Below are 19,038 nucleotides of genomic sequence, written 5' to 3'. Positions count from 1 at the left end.
TCCCGGTCTGCGGCAGGCAGAGCTGTAACCGCAGCCGGATACAACACACAGTGTGAGGTACGATGAGTAACACTTATCTGGCATTTCCGGATTTTGATCCTGTTATTTTTTCTGTGGGGCCGGTGGCGTTACGCTGGTACGGGCTGATGTATCTTGTCGGGTTTGTGTTTGCCATGTGGCTGGCCAACCGGCGGGCAGACAAACCCGGCAGCGGCTGGAAACGCAGTGAAGTTGAAACACTGTTATATGCCGGATTTGTGGGGGTTTTCCTGGGCGGCCGTATCGGCTATGTGCTGTTTTATAACTTCCCGCTGTTTGCGGAAAACCCGCTGTATCTGTTCAAAGTCTGGGATGGCGGTATGTCATTCCACGGCGGACTGATGGGCGTTATTATTGCTATGTGGTGGTTTGCCCGCCGCACGAAGCGTCATTTCCTGCAGGTTGCTGACTTTGTGGCACCGCTGATTCCGTTTGGTCTCGGCATGGGGCGTATCGGTAACTTTATTAACGGCGAGCTGTGGGGACGTGTGACACTCGATACGCCGTGGGCCATCCTGTTCCCGACGTCTTACAGTGAAGACGTGAAACTGGCCGCTGCTGATCCGTCTTTGATGCCGGTGCTTGAACAATACGGTGTTCTGCCGCGTCACCCGTCACAGCTGTATGAAATGCTGCTTGAAGGGATCGTCCTCTTTATCATTCTGAATGTGTTTGTCCGCAAATCCCGTCCGATGGGCAGCGTGTCAGGCCTGTTCCTGATTGGCTACGGCCTGTTCCGTATCATTGTGGAGTTTTTCCGCCAGCCGGATGCACAGCTTGGTTTATTCGGCGGGATCAGTATGGGGCAGATTCTGTCTGTACCGATGATTATTGTGGGTGTGCTGATGATGGTATGGGCCTACAAATGTCCGGGTAATAAAAAGCAGAGTGATACCGGAAAACAGAATGCGCCGGAATAGATCCGGTTTTAGCGTTTAGTGAGTAACAAAAAACTGCATCGTAACCGATGCAGTTTTTTTTATACGCAGCTGTTTAATGGTTTCTCAGACAGAGAACGGGTATTTAATCGGATCGTGGTGCTGGTAATCTGTCACCGTGAAGTCATCAGTGGTTACCCATGTCATTAAATCATCCAGCGTTTTAATCTCAGGGTTAATATGCAGTTTTGGTGATGCAAATGGTTTACGTGTAATCTGGACATCACGCATTAATTCCAGCTGGTCTTCATATAGATGAAGGTTAACCACTTTGTGATAAACCTTACCACATTTCAGTCCGGTTATCTGAGCCATAATAGCCAGCAGGAAATAACATTGTGGCGCATTGAAAACATAACCAAGCGCATAATCACAACTGCGCTGATAACTGTTTAAATATAATGTGCCATCAAGAACAGAAAAATGATGCATAAACATGCAAGGTCTCAGGCAGCCCTGATCAAATTCACCCGGATTCCAGAATGAAATTATTTCACCGCGGTCATCAATGCCTTTTTTTAAATTATTATAGACTTTACGGAGTTGGTCGAATGTATTTTTCCGCAGTTCAGTAATCAGTGTGTGAACACCCTCTTTATCTCCGGAGTCACTTAATGATAATAATAAATCATACTGTGCTTCTGTCGGTGATACTTTCAGTTGCCGTCCCTGAACACCATAAACGCGGCCCATATCATCCTCACCTTTGCGGTTCGGGTTTGCCAGCCAGTCAGTATTTTCATTGGCGTTAGCGTTCCAGGTATTACAGCCGATGGCTCTGAACTGAGCGGCGCTGTCATATCCGCGTAAGTAACCCAGCATTTCCGCAATTGCCGCTTTCCAGAATGCTTTGCGGGTGGTCACCAGCGGGAACTCATTTTTGTCAACATGGTAAGTGAAATCGGCATTAATAATTGTCAGGCATCTTTTACCTGTCCGTTTATTCTCAATCCATTTCCCTTCCTCCAGAATGCGCTTTGCAATGTCTAAATATTGTTCCACTTTTGTTTTCCTGTTGACGCAGTATATGGTCTTAATATTATAACATTATTTTCATTTACTTCATACAAAATAATATTGATTTTATTTTTATTAAAATTAAATTTATTAATGAAATTGATGATTAAGAATGTGTTTTTATTATTTTATAAAATAGTATCAGTGGTTGATTTTATTTTCTGGCTGATAGTATCCGGCACACCGGTACTGAGAGTTTAATACAGTACCGGTGGCCGGTTTTTATATCAGTTAATTTCCGGATTGTTAAAGAGCGGTGATGTCTGTTCTTTTTAGTCTCTTCATTTTATTCACTCCACACTTTTTTTTCCGGCAGGTGGTTTTTTTCCGCCCGGCACGAAACAAAATGTGTATTTGCCGTATCCCGCAGAAAATTTTTCCTGTTGCGTCGCATTTTTTCCGGTTTTGTCTTTCCGGGAGTGGCAAACACGTTATTTTTTCCACAGGAAACAGAAACGGGTGATCACATGCAGACAGAGCGGGGGATATCGCTGATGGAAGTCATTGTTGTTTTATTTATTATGGCATTACCTTTTTCATTTATTCATATTTCATGGGAAAGCTACAGAGAACGGCGGTACCTGACAGAAACGGCGGCGTTGTTTCAGCAATATCTCTGCAGTCATAAACTGAAAGCAACCTATCTGAATGAAACACGTAAAATAGCCGTTACGTTTGGTGAGAAAAGCCGGGCCTGTCATCAGGCATCATCAGCACCGTGTGATGATGGCCCGGAAGTATTCACACCGATGGCGGGAGTCCGGATTGTTTCCGGCACGACAGACACGGTGCTGTTCTGGGGAACCCGGCATACCGCCTCTGCTGCCAGCTTTTTACTGGAAAACACACAGGGACAGATAAAACTGATTATCTCAGCCCCCGGACGTATACGGTTGTGTACACCGGGAACGATATCCGGCGTACCGTCATGCTGAATAAGAGGCGGGAAAAGGGGTCATTGCTATTTGAAATGCTGGTGAGCATGGCGGTCAGTGCAATGCTTCTGGTCACGGTAACCCGTTTTTTTCCGGCACTGGGGCAGGATGTGCTGAATACATACCGGCAATATAAGCTGGATACCATTATGCGGGAAACCCTTTTGCGGCTGGAAAAAGATCTCCGGCGGACGGCATTCTGCCGGGGGCATTGTCAGGGAAATCCGCTGGATATTGCCGCCCGGCCCGGAGAGGCAAACGGCAGTTGTATCATTGTTGCTTATGATCTTAATCACAATGGCCGCTGGGAGCGGAATGTCCGCAAAACCGGGGAGCATTTTGGCTACCGCCTGAATAGTCAGGCACTGGAATGGACGCGCGATGCCCGCAGCTGCCGGGATACCGGCTGGCAAAAGGTCACGGATAACCGCTATGTGAATGTTTCCCGGTTTCTGGTCACGCCGGTAAAACTATACGGAAAAAATGGCCTGAAACTGACTCTGACACTCACCGGGCGGGACATGCCCTTAATACAGCGAACCGGAGAAAGCCTGATTGTTATGCCTAATTACCACCTGTAGCACCGGCAGGAAGAAAAATAGCCGTTCAGCGGGAAGTGCTCTGTTACTGATGATTATGCTGTTGCTGGGGATCTCACTGATGATGTTGTCTGTTTTGCATCGTTTTTATCAGACGGAGTGGCGTAACGGTCAGGATGAAACGGAATTTTACCGCGCAGATGCCGGCGCGGCTTCTGCGCTGGAATGGGGGCTTACACAAGCGTGGTCCCGGAAAGCACTGAACGAAACACCGTTTTACTGCCGGGCAGCGCCGGACCCGGCACTGAAGAGTTGTTTGCGGCGGCTGAGGGCCAACAAGCTGTTATTACAGGGCAGCATGTTTTCTCCCTGGTTTGAACAAAATATCACGCATTATCAGCTGGTCAGCGCCCGGGAAGAAGGAAACAACATGATTTTGACCGCAATTCCGCAGGGATGGAGTGATTTTTGTCCGCCGGATTTAAAGCCCGGCTGCAACCGGCATACTGAAACGGGAGAATACAATGAATGAACGCGGAATGTCGTTACCGGAAGTGATGATCTGTACCTTGATCTTTGCAATTCTGGTTACCGGATTATTACGCTATTATCAACTCCTGCACAGCGGAAAACAGCGGCAGTATGCGGATGTCAGTACGGTGCGTCATCTGCATCAGATGATGCGTTTTACGTCGGACCCCGGGATATTACGGCAGATGATGCAGACACATTTATCTCCCCGGCAGAAATGGGAAAGTTATCAGGAAAATGTGTCACCGGGCTGTATTTCCGTTACTATCAGGCTGGTCTCTCCGGGAGAGCGCCGGTTAACCGCCGGCAGATGGCAATGTATGTAAGGACAGGACAATGTTTACAGTTTATCACTCCAATGATCTGGATCTGCTGAAAGATTTGATTTGCCATATTATTGATAACGATAAAATTAATGATCCTTTCTGTCCGGAAACCGTACTGGTGCAAAGCCCCGGGATGTCGCAGTGGCTGCAAATCAGCCTGGCGGAAAAACTGGGCATTGCCGCGAATATTACATTTCCGCTGCCCGCCACATTTATCTGGGATATGTTTACCCGTGTGCTGCCGGGTATTCCGAAGGAGAGCGCTTTCAGTAAAGGGGCCATGACCTGGAAGCTGATGTCACTGCTGCCGCAGCGTCTTGATGATCCGGATTTTGCTCCGCTGCGCCATTATCTTGATGATGACGGGGATAAGCGCAAACTGCATCAGCTGTCAGGTCGTATTGCGGATTTATTTGACCAGTATCTTGTCTACCGGCCGGACTGGCTGACGGCGTGGGAAAGTAATGAACTGGTTGACGGGCTGAGTCAGAACCAGTCCTGGCAGAAATGTCTGTGGCGGGATTTACAGACACTGACCCGCAGCCTGGGGCAGCCGGAATGGCACCGTGCCAATCTTTACCAGCGCTTTATTGACGTACTCAATGAAGGTAACCCGGCGGTGGTTGCCAATCTGCCGCCCCGCCTGTTTATCTGTGGTATCTCTGCATTACCGCCGGTCTATCTGCAGGCTTTGCGGGCGCTCGGGCAGCATACTCATATCCATCTGATGTTTACTAATCCCTGCCAGTATTACTGGGGCGATTTACAGAGCCCGGCTGCACTGCGGCGTATGCTGGCGCGCAAGCCGCAAAGCTATTGGGATAAAAAAGCCGTCAGCTGGTTTAAATCGGATGAGGATGCGCCTGCACTGTTCGATTTTGACGCTGACGGGGAACAGAATACCGGTAACCCGCTGCTGGCGTCATGGGGACGTCCCGGCCGGGATAACCTGTTTTTTCTGGAAGATATTGAAGAAATCCATGCCATTAAAGCGTTTGTCGATCGCCCGGCAGATACACTGCTGTCCGCTGTTCAGCAGGATATTCTTAATCTGGAGGACGGCAGTGTGGTGGGGAAAAACAAAGAGGAGTTTTCCACCAGTGAAGGGCGGCGGATTATTGCGGATAATGACGGTTCCCTGACCTTTCATTCCTGTCACAGCCCGCAGCGGGAAGTGGAGATTTTGCAGGACTATTTACTGAACCTGCTGGAAAATGATCCGTCACTGACTCCCCGCGATATTATTGTGATGGTGGCGGATATCGACAGCTACTCTCCTTATATTCAGGCGGTTTTCGGGCAGGGGAACGAAAACCGCTATCTGCCGTTTGCGATTTCAGACCGCAAAGCCCGCCAGGCTCACCCCGTATTACAGGCCGTGCTGACACTGCTGGAATTACCGCAGAGCCGTTTCACTTCAGAACATGTGCTCAGCCTGCTGGAAGTCCCGGCGGTGGCGCAGCAGTTCGGGCTTGATGAGAGTGATCTGCCGCTTTTGCGCCGCTGGGTCAGCGGAGCCGGTGTCCGCTGGGGGCTGGATGATCATAACATTGAGTCTTTCTCGCTGCCGGTTTTTGGTCAGAACACCTGGAAATTCGGGCTGGATCGCATGCTGCTGGGCTATGCCATGGCAGAGGAGGAAGGTACTTGGCGCGGGATCCTGCCATATGACGAAGTTTCCGGGATGTCAGCGGACCGGGTCGGGCAGCTGGCCGCCTTTATCGATACTCTGCGGAAGTGGCAGAAAATACTGAGCGAGCCGCGGACACCGGCACAATGGCGTGAAACCGGATCTGAGCTGTTGTCTGCCTTTTTCATGACGACACCGGATACCGAACCGGTGCTCAGTATGGTGCTTCAGCAGTGGCAGCAGGTACTGGATCAGGGGGTGAAAGCCTGTTATGACGGGGATATCCCGCTCCCGCTGATCCGTGATGAACTCTCTCTGCGGCTGGATGACGAGAAAATCAGCCAGCGCTTTTTATCCGGGGCGGTAAACTTTTGCACGCTGATGCCGATGCGCTCTGTACCGTTTAAGGTTATTTGTCTGCTGGGGATGAATGACGGTGTGTACCCGAGAACAATTCCGCCGCTGGGGTTTGATCTGATGGCGGAAAAAAGCCGCCGGGGTGACCGCAAACGCCGGGATGATGACCGCTATCTTTTCCTGGAGGCGCTGGGGTCAGCAAAAGAATATTTATATATCAGCTATATCGGCCGATCTATCCGTGACAATGAAGAACGGAACCCGTCAGTGCTGGTCAGTGAATTGCTGGAATATGTCTGTCTCAGTTTCTGTCTGGAAAAAGATCGGTTTGCTGACCTGGATACCAGCCGGGAATCGCTGGAAAGCCATCTGATTGTCCGGCATTCCCGTGTTCCGTTTGCGGCGGATAACTACCGGGAGGGTGCAGAATTTCAGAGTTTTTCGCCGCAGTGGCTGCCGGCAGCATTACGGCAGGGTGAAGCACAGGGGGCGTTTAATGTCCCGGTTCCGTCAGAAGATATAACAGACATAACCGTTGAGCAGCTGCTGCGGTTTTACCGCCATCCGGTCAGAGCGTTTTTTCAGCAGCGCCTGAATGTGCATTTTGATATTGAGGATGTGGCACTGCCGGAAGAAGAACCGTTCAGTGTTGATAATTTGCAGCGTTACGGGTTTAACACCCGGCTGCTGGATGCGCTGGTGGACGGCGAACCGGAAGAACGGGTCTTCCGTATGCTGAAGGCGGCGGGAGAACTGCCGGCCGGCGCGTTCGCACAGGTTTACTGGGAAGAACAATTACAGGAAATGGATGTTCTGGCGGAGAAAATCCGCAATGCACGGACAGAATCGGATATTGAGTCGTTTCACTATGTTATCGGGCCGTATACTTACAGCGGGCAACTGACCGGTGTTCAGGATAACGGGCTGCTCCGCTGGCGTCCGGCGGCACTTACCGCCGCTGACGGGCTGCGTTTGTGGATTGAACATCTGACATACAGCCTGAGCGGACGGCAGCAGTACAGCCGGATGTACGGACGCAGTGATACGGTGTGGATCTTTAAGCCGCTGACGGCGGAGCAGGCGCAGGGCTATCTGCGTCCGCTGCTGGATGTGTTTGTCCGCGGTCTGAATGAGCCGCTGCCCGTCTTTATCAAAAGCGGCTGGGCATGGCTGACCACGCTGGCTGATGAGAACACCGGTGAACTCTCTGATGATGATGCACTCCAACATAAAGCCGGGTTACTGCTTCTGCAGACACTGCAGGGGGGATATCAGTTTACCGGTGAGGCGGAGGACGATTATGTCGTCCGTGCATTCCGCCATTTTGATGAAGCACTTATGGATGCGATAAAGCAATTTTCACAACAACTCTTTTTGCCGATGTTTCAACATCAGAAGAACAGGGAGAATGAGGCTGATGCCTAAACAACTAGTGCCGTTTATTTTTACGCTGCTTTTCTTTTTTACCGGTGCCAATGCACTTGCTCAGAGCAACTGGCAGGTTCTGCCCGGGGAGATTGAGAAAAGCGCCAACGATCCGCGTCAGTATCAGGCAATCACCCTGAAAAATAATATGACGGTTCTGCTGATTTCCGATAAAACCGCCCGCAAATCAGCGGCGGCGGTCAGTCTGGCTATCGGCAGTATGGATGAGCCGCAGAGCCAGGCGGGTCTTGCGCACTATCTGGAACATATGGTGCTGATGGGATCAAAACGTTTCCCTGAACCCGGTAACTTCAGTGATTATCTGGCGAAGCACGGCGGCAGCCATAATGCCAGTACCGGCTCCAACTACACAGATTTCTATTTTGAAGTTGAAAACAATGCACTGAAAGGGGCAACCGAACGGCTGGCGGATGCCCTGGCAGAACCGCTGCTGGATCCGGTAAATGCGGATAAAGAACGTAATGCGGTTAACGCTGAACTGACCATGGCACGTTCCCGTGACGGGCACCGCATGTATCAGGTACGGGCGGAAACCTGGAACCCTGCACACCCGATCTCCCGTTTCTCCGGTGGTAACCTGGAAACCCTGAGAGATAAGCCCGGCAGCATCCTGCATGAAGAGCTGCTGAAGTTTTATAACACCTATTATTCATCCAATCTGATGAAAGCCGTGATCTACGGGCCGGAGTCCGCAGAAGAACTGGCAAAACTGGCCAATGAGACGTTCGGTACAATTCCGGATCGCCATGCGGCTGTTCCGCAGATTACCGTTCCGCTGATCACCGCAGCCGAGCAGCAGAAAATTATTCACTATGTTCCTGCCCAGCCGCAGAAATCGCTGGATTTTGAGTTTGTCATCGACAACAACAGTAAAGATTTCCGCAAGCAGACAGATACTTATATTGCGTATCTGCTGGGCAGCCGCAGTGAAGGTACTCTGGCGAACTGGCTGATCTCAAACGGGCTGGCGGAGAATATCAGTGCATCGGCATCCTCAACCCTGGCACGTAATCAGGGCGTGTTTATTATCTCTGTCTCACTGACGGATGAGGGGATGGCGAAGCGCGATGAAATTACCGCCGCTGTTTTTGCGTACCTGAATCTGATTAAAGAAAAAGGGATTAACAAAGACTATTTCGATGAAATTGCCCGTGTGAATATGCTGGCGTTCCGTTACAACTCGGTTGTCCGTGATATGAATTATGTTGAATCACTGGCAAATACGATGATGGACTATCCGGTAAAAAATGTCCTGAATGTCGGTTATCTGGCTGATGACTGGGATCCTGCCGCCATCAAAGCCCGTCTTGCGGATTTAACACCGGAAAAAGCCCGTATCTGGTATACCAGCCCGCAGGAACCAAGCAATAAAAAAGCTTATTTCGTTGATGCGCCTTATCAGGTGGATGCAGTGACAGCAGCTCAGCTGGATAAATGGCGTAAATCTGAAGGTGATTTCCATTTCTCTCTGCCTGCACTGAACCCGTTTATTCCGGATAATTTTGATCTGATCAAACAGCAGGAACAGCAAAAACCGGTACAACTGACAGACACTGAAAAGCTGCGCCTGTTCTACATGCCGAGCCGCTATTTTGCGGATGAGCCGAAAGCGATTATTGCGCTGGAGCTGCGTAACCGCAATACCGGCAGAACAGCCAAAGATGTTGTTACCAGTGCGCTGCTCAGTTATGTCAGTGAACTGAAACTGAACCAGCTCAGTTATCAGGCCAGTGTGGCAGGCATGGGGATTAATATCAGTGATGATGATGGCCTGAATATCAGCGTCAGTGGCTATTCCCAGCATCTGCCGGAACTGCTGACCACGGCCGTGACGGAATATCAGTCCTTCACCCCGGCAGCATCTGAGCTGGCACAGGCGAAATCCTGGTATCGTGAGCAGGTTGCGGTATCGGATAACGGCAAAGCCTATGAAATGGCAATGCGTCCGTTCAGCCGTCTGAAATCAGTGCCTTATTTTGAAGATAAAGACCGTCTCGCAGCACTGGATACCATTACTGAAAGTGACATCACGCAGTACCGTGACCGTCTTATCCGTGAAGGGGCTCTCCAGATGTTTGTGTTCGGTAATCTGACAGCACCGCAGGCAGAGCAGATTGCGTCGAAAGCTCAGGCACAGCTCGGTTCACAGGGCACGGAATGGTGGGTAGGGGATTATTATGTGATTGATAAAGCCCTGAAACCAAACTTTGACGAAAAAGCCAACAGCACCGACAACGCGCTGGCCAATATCTTTATCCCGACCGGGTATTCACGGACGGAAGGCGCGGCATTCTCGTCAGTGCTGTCGAAAATTCTGCATCCGTGGTTCTATGATCAGCTGCGGACACAGGAACAGCTGGGATATGCCCTGTTTGCATTTAATCCGAACTTCGGCCGCCAGTGGGGGATCGGCTTCCTGCTGCAAAGCAATGAAAAGAATCCGGCTTATCTGTCACAACGCTTTAATGATTTTTATATCAATGCGGAAAAACGTCTGAAAGGCCTGGATAAGGCGGAATTTGATAAATACCGCAATGCACTGCTGACCGAAATGACACAGCCGCCGGAAACCTTTGAGGAAGAAGCATCCCGTTATTCATTTGATTTCAGAAATAATTATTTTGATTTCAACACCCGTGAGCAGACTATCGCGGCGGTGAAAAAAATGACCAAACAGGATGTGATGACCTTCTATGAAAACGCCGTGATGTCGAAAAACGGACTCGCGCTTTACTCCCAGGTAACCGGCACCGGCGGCAAAGCGGATGATTACGCGAAACCGGCCGGATGGACGACGTATCCGTCTGTAACGGCGTTCCAGACGCTGTTACCTGTGAAAGAAGAAATACGGTAAGACAATGGCGGCTGAATCTTTAAATCCGATGACAATACCGCTGCAGGGGCAGCGGTTAATTGAAGCCTCTGCCGGGACAGGGAAAACCTACACCCTGGCCCGGCTCTATCTGCGTTTGCTGCTGGGAATTGGTGAAGGGGCATTTGTCCGGCCGTTATCGGCGGAAGAGATCCTGGTGGTGACCTTTACCGAAGCCGCCACTAATGAATTGCGGGGGCGCATCCGTGAGAACATCCATAAGCTGCGGATTGCCTGCCTGCGTCATGAGGAGGGCGGGGAACCGGGCGGGGATGACGGGTTCGGCCCGCTTCTGGCGCTGATTGAGGATAAACAAAGTGCTGCCCAGCGTCTGCTGCTGGCTGAACGGCAGATGGATGAAGCCGCCATTTTTACTATCCACGGTTTTTGTCAGCGCATGCTGACACACAACGCCTTTGAATCCGGCGTGCTTTTTGAACAAACACTGATTCAGGATGAGCATCCTGTCCGTAAACAGGCCTGTGAGGACTTCTGGCGGCGTCATTGCTACCCGCTGCCGGTTGAGCTGGCCAGAGCCATTAAACAGCTCTGGTCTGATCCTCAGGCACTGCTGCGGGATATTTATCCCTGGCTGCAGGGGGAATTGCCCGGGATTACCGATGCACCGGAATCGGATGAGACATTACTTTCCCGCCATGAAAAAATTATCGCCGCGATCAATGAGGTTAAACAGTGCTGGCGGGAAAGTGATGCTGATTTTGTCAGTCTTATTCAGAACTCTGATCTGAATAAAAGCAGTTACCGCGCCAATCTGGTGCCCGGATGGATTGCCGGCATTGATGACTGGGCGAAGGAAACAGAAACCACACACTATGCTCTGCCGAAAAATATAGAACGTTTCAGTCAGGCAGTGCTGGATGAAAAAACCAAAAAAGGCGGCACACCGCCGTCACATCCGGTGTTCTCTGCGATTGAGGAACTGACAGCGCAGGCACTGACGCTGGAGGATGTTCTGTTTACCCGCGCGGTATATGAGATCCGCCAGACCATCACGCAGGAGAAACAGACCCGGGGCGAGATGGGATTTGATGATTTACTGACCCGGCTGGACAACGCACTGCATCAGGAAAACGGGGCGCTGCTGGCACAGACACTGCGCAGACGTTTTCCGGTGGCGATGATCGATGAATTCCAGGATACCGATCCGCAACAATACCGGATCTTCCGTACTATTTATCAGGAGACGGCTTATCAGGAAAACACCGGTGATAACGGCACACCGGCAGATCCGTACGGGCTGTTGTTTATCGGTGACCCGAAACAGGCGATTTATGCCTTCCGCGGCGCGGATATTTTCACCTATATCAAAGCACGGCAGGATGTCAGTGCGCATTATACGCTGGGGACTAACTTCCGCTCCGCGAAGACCATGATCGACAGTGTTAACAAGCTGTTTTTGCAGGCAGATGAGCCTTTCTGCTTTAAACAGATCCCGTTTCAGCCGGTCAGTTCCGCGCCCGCAAATGATGATGCCGCTTTTGTTGTTGCCGGAGAAACTCAACCGGCAGTGCAGTTCTGGTGGCAGGCCGCAGAGGGGGTCAGCAGCGGGGATTATGAACGGACAATGGCGGGAGTGTGTGCCGGGCAGATCCGCGACTGGCTGGATGCCGGACAGAACGGTACTGCGCTGATTGGCCCGCCTGGGAAACAACGTCCGGTCAGTGCGGCGGATATCACCGTACTGGTGCGCAGCCGCCGGGAAGCACAGCTGATAAAAGATGCCCTTAACCAGCGGGCGATCCCGTCAGTTTTTCTCTCAAACCGCGACAGCGTGTTTGACACACCGGAAGCCCGTGAGCTGTTGTGGCTGCTCCGGGCGGTGCTGAATCCGGAAAAAGAACGGTTATTGTGCAGTGCGCTGGCGTCCGGGTTGTTTGGTCTGAATGCGGCACAAATTGAGGCACTGAATCAGGATGAATCTGCCCGTGACAGGCTGGTGGACGAGTTCGCCGGTTATGGTCAGATCTGGCAGCAGCAGGGTGTTCTGCCGATGCTGCGCCGGGTACTCAGTCAGCGGAAGATCGCGGAAAATCTGCTGGCGGGACAGGACGGTGAACGGCGCTTAACCGATATCATGCATATCAGTGAGTTGCTTCAGGAAACCTCACTGACGCTGGAAAATGAACATGCGCTGGTGCGCTGGCTGGCACAACAGGTATTGCGTCCGGATGCGCAGTCGGAAAGCCAGCAGATGCGGCTGGAAAGTGATCAGCATCTGGTTCAGATTTGCACTATTCATAAATCCAAAGGGCTGGAATACCCGCTGGTATGGCTGCCGTTTATCTGTAATTTTCAGGCGGGCGGTCAGCGTCTCTATCATGATGAAACCACCTTTGAGCCGTGCCTGACATTGTCACCGGATGAAACACAGCTTGCCCTGGCGGATAAAGAACGTCTGGCAGAGGATTTGCGTCTGCTTTATGTGGCGGTGACACGGGCGGTTTACCATTGCAGCCTGGGTGTTGCGCCGATTATCAGAGGTAACCGTAAAAAAACGGGTAATACCGATCTGCATCTTAACGGGCTGGGTTATCTGCTTCAGAACGGGCAGGTGTGTGACAGCAAAACCCTGGAGGAGCGGCTTGATGCATTTTGTCAGGGTGACAGCGCCGCAGCGGTCACCCGGATAACAGAACCGCAATTGCAATTGTGGCAGCCCGGCGTTTCACAGCCGCCGTCCCTGGCGGTGAAGCCGTTTACCCGGACTGTCAGCAGCCGCTGGCGTGTGACCAGTTACAGCGGCCTGAGCTACGGTGCGTCATCCGGCGGCAGTGTGTATACGCAGGACAGGCAGGAAGAGATGATGGCAATGATCCGCTCTCTCAGCCCGTCACTGGATACTGACACGCTCGGTGAAGAGCAGGATGAAACGGTAACGCAGCAGACGGCATATACCTTCCCGCGTGGTGCGCTGGCGGGGACATTCCTGCACAGCCTGTTTGAAGAGCTTGAATTTGATAGTGAGCCCTCACTTGAGTGGCTCACTGAACAGTTGTTGTCATACGGATTTTCAGCGGAGTGGGCGCCGTTTCTGCAAACCTGGTTTACGGATTTGGTGAATACACCGTTGTCTGCGGACGGGCTGGTACTCAGTGCGATCCCGGTGCGTTACAAACAGGATGAAATGCAGTTTTTCCTGCCGATAGACGGTGACCTGACTGCGCAAAAACTGGATGCACTGACGCGGCAGTATGATCCGTTGTCAGCGCAGGCACCACCGCTGGATTTCGCGGCGGTGACGGGCATGCTGAAAGGCTTTATCGACCTTGTGTTTTATCACGAGGGTAAATATTACATAGCGGACTATAAATCAAACTACCTGGGTGACAGCCCGTCTGACTATCAGCCGGAGGCTTTGGAACAGGCTATGGTGGAGCACCGCTATGATTTGCAGTATCAGTTGTATACGCTGGCGCTGCACCGCTATCTGCGTCACCGGCTGCCGGATTATGATTATCAGACACACGTTGGCGGGGTGTATTACCTCTTTTTACGCGGCATGACACCGGACCATCCCGGTCAGGGGATCTGGTTTTATCGCCCGGAACAGGCATTTACAGAGCAACTGGATGCCCTGTTTAAAGGGGAGGAAAGTTAATGAACACTCACTTACAAATGTTGTGTGAAGAGCATATTCTGCGTCCCCTGGACTGCCAGTTTGCCGCGATGCTGGCACCGGATAGCCATCCTCTGCTGCAACTCGTCTTTGCCCTGCTCAGTGCACAAACCGGTAGCGGACATGTCTGCCTGCCACTGTCGCGGATTATTCCCGCAGCGGAACAGGGTGGGCGGCATGCGGAGATTATGCAGTCTGTCTGGCGGGCGCTGAATGAGCCGGGACTGCCGGAGATAAAAGCAGCGCTGTCTGCTTCTGATGCAGTTAGTGATGGCTCACTTCCCGCACCGGTTGTGCTGTCAGAAGAGAACTTGTATCTGCACCGGATGTGGCAGTATGAATGCCGGGTAGCGGAATTTTTCTCCCGGCCTCAGCGGGTTTCTGCTGATGCAGGGAAATTGCGCCCGGTTCTGGATGCACTGTTCGGTACGAAAGAACCGGAGGACTGGCAAAAAATTGCAGCGGCGGTGGCAGTCAGCAGCCGGACCGCCGTTATTTCCGGCGGGCCGGGCACCGGCAAAACCACAACCGTTGCCCGTATTCTGGCCACATTAGTGCAATCTGCCGCTGAACCGCTGCTGATTGAACTGGCGGCACCGACCGGTAAAGCCGCTGCCCGCCTGACTGAATCGCTGGGTGAGGCCATTGCACAGCTTGATTTGACAGACACACAGCGGGCCATGATGCCGGATCAGGCCAAAACCCTGCACCGTCTGCTGGGCGCTCAGCCGGACAGCCGCCGGTTACGTCATCATCAGAAAAATCCGCTGATGTCGGATGTGCTGATTGTGGATGAAGCCTCCATGGTCGATTTACCGATGATGGCAGCTCTGATTGATGCACTGCCGGAGAACGCGATGCTGATTCTGCTGGGGGATAAAGACCAGCTGGCTTCTGTGGAGGCCGGAGCGGTGCTGGGGGATATCTGCCGCTTTGCTGAATCCGGTTATACACCGCAGCGGCGGCAGGTGCTGGAAGCAATGACCGGTTGTGTGCTGCCGGATAAATCACCGGCGCATCCGGTGAATGTGCAGGATCACCTCTGTCTGCTGCGCAAAAGTTTCCGTTTTGATGCCGGTTCCGGCATCGGGCAGCTGGCTGCAGCAGTTAACCGTGGTGATGTCCGGGAAACCATGGCGGTTCTCGGCGGACAACGACCGGATGTTCGTTATGTGCCGCTGGAGGATGAAGACGGCTATGCTCAGGTACTGACAGACACCATGAAAGCCTATCTGCCGTTTTTATCACTGGTGAAACAGCATGCCGACCCTGCGGTGGTGCTTGATGCTTTCAGTCAGTTCCGGTTGTTGTGTGCGCTGCGTGAGGGGCCGTTCGGCGTGGAAGGGCTGAATGAGCGTATTGAACGGCTGCTGCATCAGCAGGGACACATCCGTCGTCCGCTGATACACCGGCACCGTGCCTATCACGGTAAACCGGTGATGATAAGCCGTAACGACAGCCCGCTGGGGCTGTTTAACGGTGATATCGGGATTATGCTGACGGATGAAAACCATGAACTGCGGGTGTATTTCCGGCTGCCGGACGGTACTATCAGGGGGATCCGCCCGAGCCGTCTTCCGGCACACGAAACGGCGTATGTGATGACGGTGCATAAATCACAGGGCTCTGAGTTTGCTCATACCGCGCTGGTACTTCCGGTACAGCCTTCGCCGCTGGTCAGCCGTGAATTGCTGTATACAGCACTGACGCGGGCGAAAAAGTTTCTGACAATTTACAGCCGCGAAGAGTGTGTTAAGCGGGCGGTGAAAACCCCCACTCAGCGGTACAGCGGGCTGAGCGGGCGCTTACGTTAGTCCGGCAGATTACTGAAAGCCGAGGATCAGGATTTTTGAACGCCGCTGATAGTTATACAGCGCCTGTTTTTTGACCGGCAGGTTTTCAATTTCTGCCGGGACAAAGCCGCGCTCCTGAAACCAGTGAATGCTGCGGGTGGTGAGCACAAACAGCTTTTCCAGTCCGATCTGTTTTGCCTGCTGTGTGACCCGGTGCAGCAATTCCTCGCCGCGTGCGGAGCTGCGGTAATCGGGATGTACCGCCACGCAGGCCATTTCACCGATTTTCTCTTCCGGATACGGATAGAGCGCGGCACAGGCAATGGTGGTGTTATCGCGTTCAATAATGGTGAATTTGTCGATTTCCATTTCCAGCTGTTCGCGGGAGCGGCGCACCAGAATGCCCTGCTGCTCCAGCGGACGGATAAGCTCAAGGATCCCGCCGATATCGTTGATATTGGCGCGGCGTGTCTGTTCCGAGCTTTCCATCACAATCTGTGTCCCGATACCGTCGCGGGAGAAGAGTTCCTGGATGAGCGCACCGTCCTCCTGGTAACTGAGCAGGTGACTGCGTTTCACGCCCCGGCGGCAGGCTTTCACCGCGCCGCGCAGGAAACGGACGGTTCCGGAGTAGTAATCGCCGCTGCTTTCCAGCGCCTGCACATAGTGCTCTGCATCATTCGGGTGCATTTCGGAGATAATCCCGCCGTCATCTGCCACCACGCCTTGCGCAGAGCAGAAACCGATCAGCTTTTCCGCTTTCAGTTTGACGGCAATCTGCGTGGCAATTTCCTCGGAAGTCAGATTAAAGCTTTCCCCGGTGACCGACACCGCCACTGGGCCAATCAGCACGATACCGCCGTTATTGAGCTGCCGATTGATGGCATCTTCATCGATCCGGCGGATACGCCCGCTGTGGCAGTAATCAATGCCGTCATCCACACCCAGCGGCTGGGCTATCACAAAATTTCCGCTCACCACATTGATATGCGCACCCTGCAGCGGTGTGTTACTCAGACACATCGACAGACGGGCGGTGATATCGAGCTGTAACTGTCCCGCTGCCTGCTTGACCAGCTCGAGAGTCCGCGCATCTGTCACACGGGTATTTTTGTGATAAACCGGCTCACACTGATGGGCCAGCAGATTTTTTTCAATTTGCGGACGGGCGCCGTACACCACAATCAGGCGGATGCCGAGGCTGTGCAGTAAGCCGATATCATTAACAATACCGGGAAAATTTTCATGCTCGATAGCTTCGCCGCCCAGCATCACCACAAATGTTTTGCCATGGTGAGCATTAATATAAGGAACCGACTGACGAAATCCGTCCACCAGTTCGATACTGCGCTCTTTCATAACACCCCTCGCAAGTGAATTTTTATTCGGAATTTATGTATTTTTATTCTTTTTGCGCAGGAATAGCAAGTGTAAATTTTGGTCGCCGGTGAAGATTTTGCCGGGTTTTATGCCGTGTTATCGCCATATAAGCCAAAAATGCATAATGACAGGGCGCAAATGATTAGATAAAGTGCCGTTTAAATTATTTACGGAATAAATTGTTCTGTTTCTTTATTTTCCGGTTTTTATAATCCGCACCGGTTATTGTTGATTTGATTTACGCTATGGATATTTTTTCATGAGTCATTCTGAACATGATGCGTCACGCCGTCTGTTACTGAAAGGCGCAGCGGCGTTTTGTCTGCTGAGTATCAGCCCGTTCGGCTTTGCGGCATCGTCACAAATTGTGGCGGTGCGTATCTGGCCGGCATCCAGTTATACCCGTGTGACTATTGAGTCGGATCATCCGCTGAAATATAAGCAGTTTTCACTGCAAAACCCGGAACGTATTGTTGTTGATCTGAAAAATGTACATCTCAACAGTGTGCTGAAAGGCATGGATAAGCAGGTGCAGGATCGCGATCCGCATCTGAAGCTGATCCGTGTCGGTCAGAATGACCCGCAGACTGTCCGCCTGGTATTTGAAGTGAAACAGGCGATGAGCCCGCAGGTGCTGGAACTGACCCCGGTCGCGGAGTTTAAAAACCGTCTGGTGCTTGATTTTTATCCGAAAAATGGTGCTGCGACAGAAGACGATCCGTTGCTGGCACTGCTGGAAGATTACAACCGCGGTGACCTGGAAGAGAGCCTGCCGCGTGAAACGCCGAAACCGGGTAAAGCCGGTCAGGACAGGCCGGTCGTTATTATGATTGACCCGGGCCACGGCGGAGAGGACCCCGGTGCTATCGGGAAATACAAAACCCGCGAAAAAGATGTGGTGCTGCAGATTGCCCGTCGTCTGAAATCGCTGATCGATCGTGAGCCGGGTATGCGTGCCTATATGACACGCAACGAGGATGTGTTTATCCCGCTGTCAGTGCGCGTGGCGAAAGCCCGAAAAATGCGGGCGGATCTGTTTGTCTCAATTCATGCGGATGCCTTTACCAACCGCTCTGCCAGAGGTTCGTCGGTCTTTGCGCTTTCGACGCGGGGAGCAACCAGTAATACCGCGAAATATCTGGCCCAGACCCAGAACGATGCGGATAAAATCGGTGGGGTCAGCAAAAGCGGTGACAAATACCTCGATCAGACCATGTTTGATATGGTGCAGAGTGCGAGTATCAAAGACAGCCTCAAATTTGGTTCAGAAGTGCTGAAACGGATGGGAAATGTCAACAAACTGCATAAACGGACGGTTGATCAGGCCGGGTTTGCGGTACTGAAAGCACCGGATATCCCGTCGATTCTGGTGGAAACCGCCTTTATCAGTAACCTTGAGGAAGAGCGTCTGCTGAAAACCGCCAAATTCCAGCAGGAGATGGCTAATTCGATTTTTCAGGGGATTAAGGCGTATTTTGCCAATGGCGGAGCCGTTGCGCGGCGCAACTGAGAACAGAACAAAGACAATGCATCACAAGGATGTGGTGTGAAACGGACACATACAGTACAAGCAGCGTTATGTGCTGAAATAATCGTGT

At 52.0% G+C, this 19,038-nt stretch carries 12 protein-coding genes; 10 read left to right on the top strand and 2 right to left on the bottom strand.

Annotated elements, in window-relative coordinates; translation table 11 throughout:
- Nucleotides 1–62 precede the first annotated feature (62 nt).
- A complete protein-coding gene (gene lgt, locus ACF8OF_RS03540; protein ID WP_262858963.1) occupies nt 63–959 on the top strand; it encodes a prolipoprotein diacylglyceryl transferase in 897 nt (298 codons plus the stop codon).
- Between the two features lie 84 nt (nt 960–1,043).
- Here the strand turns inward: lgt and thyA are convergent, their stop codons facing one another.
- On the bottom strand, nt 1,044–1,979 hold the full coding sequence (gene thyA / locus ACF8OF_RS03535; RefSeq protein ID WP_262882944.1) for a thymidylate synthase: 936 nt from the start codon (nt 1,977–1,979) through the stop codon (nt 1,044–1,046).
- A 482-nt stretch (nt 1,980–2,461) separates the two neighbouring features.
- Here thyA and ACF8OF_RS03530 point away from each other — a divergent pair, with 482 nt between their 5' ends.
- The 8 genes from ACF8OF_RS03530 to recD are packed head-to-tail and all read left to right on the top strand — an operon-like array spanning nt 2,462 to nt 16,081.
- Nucleotides 2,462–2,929, top strand: a complete 468-nt coding sequence (locus tag ACF8OF_RS03530) for a peptidase (protein ID WP_262882943.1) — start codon at nt 2,462–2,464, stop codon at nt 2,927–2,929.
- A complete protein-coding gene (locus tag ACF8OF_RS03525; RefSeq protein ID WP_279798991.1) occupies nt 2,923–3,510 on the top strand; it encodes a prepilin peptidase-dependent protein in 588 nt (195 codons plus the stop codon). The genes ACF8OF_RS03530 and ACF8OF_RS03525 overlap by 7 nt, the downstream gene beginning before the upstream one ends.
- A 49-nt stretch (nt 3,511–3,559) precedes the next feature.
- A complete protein-coding gene (locus ACF8OF_RS03520; RefSeq protein WP_279798993.1) occupies nt 3,560–4,000 on the top strand; it encodes a YgdB family protein in 441 nt (146 codons plus the stop codon).
- Complete coding sequence (locus ACF8OF_RS03515; protein ID WP_279798995.1) at nt 3,993–4,325, top strand: prepilin-type N-terminal cleavage/methylation domain-containing protein; 333 nt, start codon at nt 3,993–3,995, stop codon at nt 4,323–4,325. Before ACF8OF_RS03520 ends, ACF8OF_RS03515 begins: the two co-directional genes overlap by 8 nt.
- A gap of 10 nt (nt 4,326–4,335) precedes the next feature.
- On the top strand, nt 4,336–7,737 hold the full coding sequence (gene recC / locus ACF8OF_RS03510) for an exodeoxyribonuclease V subunit gamma (RefSeq protein ID WP_392495739.1): 3,402 nt from the start codon (nt 4,336–4,338) through the stop codon (nt 7,735–7,737).
- Nucleotides 7,721–10,612, top strand: coding sequence for a pitrilysin (ptrA, locus tag ACF8OF_RS03505; RefSeq protein WP_392495737.1), 2,892 nt, complete (start codon nt 7,721–7,723; stop codon nt 10,610–10,612). The genes recC and ptrA overlap by 17 nt, the downstream gene beginning before the upstream one ends.
- Nucleotides 10,613–10,616: 4 nt before the next feature.
- Nucleotides 10,617–14,249, top strand: coding sequence for an exodeoxyribonuclease V subunit beta (recB, locus tag ACF8OF_RS03500; RefSeq protein WP_392495736.1), 3,633 nt, complete (start codon nt 10,617–10,619; stop codon nt 14,247–14,249).
- The gene (gene recD / locus ACF8OF_RS03495) at nt 14,249–16,081 is read left to right on the top strand and encodes an exodeoxyribonuclease V subunit alpha (protein ID WP_392495735.1); all 1,833 of its coding nucleotides are present in this window, start codon (nt 14,249–14,251) and stop codon (nt 16,079–16,081) included. The genes recB and recD overlap by 1 nt, the downstream gene beginning before the upstream one ends.
- A gap of 9 nt (nt 16,082–16,090) precedes the next feature.
- On the opposite strand, the gene argA is transcribed toward recD, so the two are convergent.
- A complete protein-coding gene (gene argA, locus ACF8OF_RS03490; protein WP_392495734.1) occupies nt 16,091–17,419 on the bottom strand; it encodes an amino-acid N-acetyltransferase in 1,329 nt (442 codons plus the stop codon).
- A 280-nt stretch (nt 17,420–17,699) separates the two neighbouring features.
- Here argA and amiC point away from each other — a divergent pair, with 280 nt between their 5' ends.
- Complete coding sequence (amiC, locus tag ACF8OF_RS03485; protein WP_262863937.1) at nt 17,700–18,950, top strand: N-acetylmuramoyl-L-alanine amidase AmiC; 1,251 nt, start codon at nt 17,700–17,702, stop codon at nt 18,948–18,950.
- Nucleotides 18,951–19,038 lie beyond the last annotated feature (88 nt).

The organism is Morganella sp. TYF_1, from assembly GCF_043105645.1.
GTDB classification, from domain to species: domain Bacteria; phylum Pseudomonadota; class Gammaproteobacteria; order Enterobacterales; family Enterobacteriaceae; genus Morganella; species Morganella morganii_B.
Note: the sequence above shows the minus strand (reverse complement) of the source record. Positions and strands in the feature narration are given on the sequence as shown.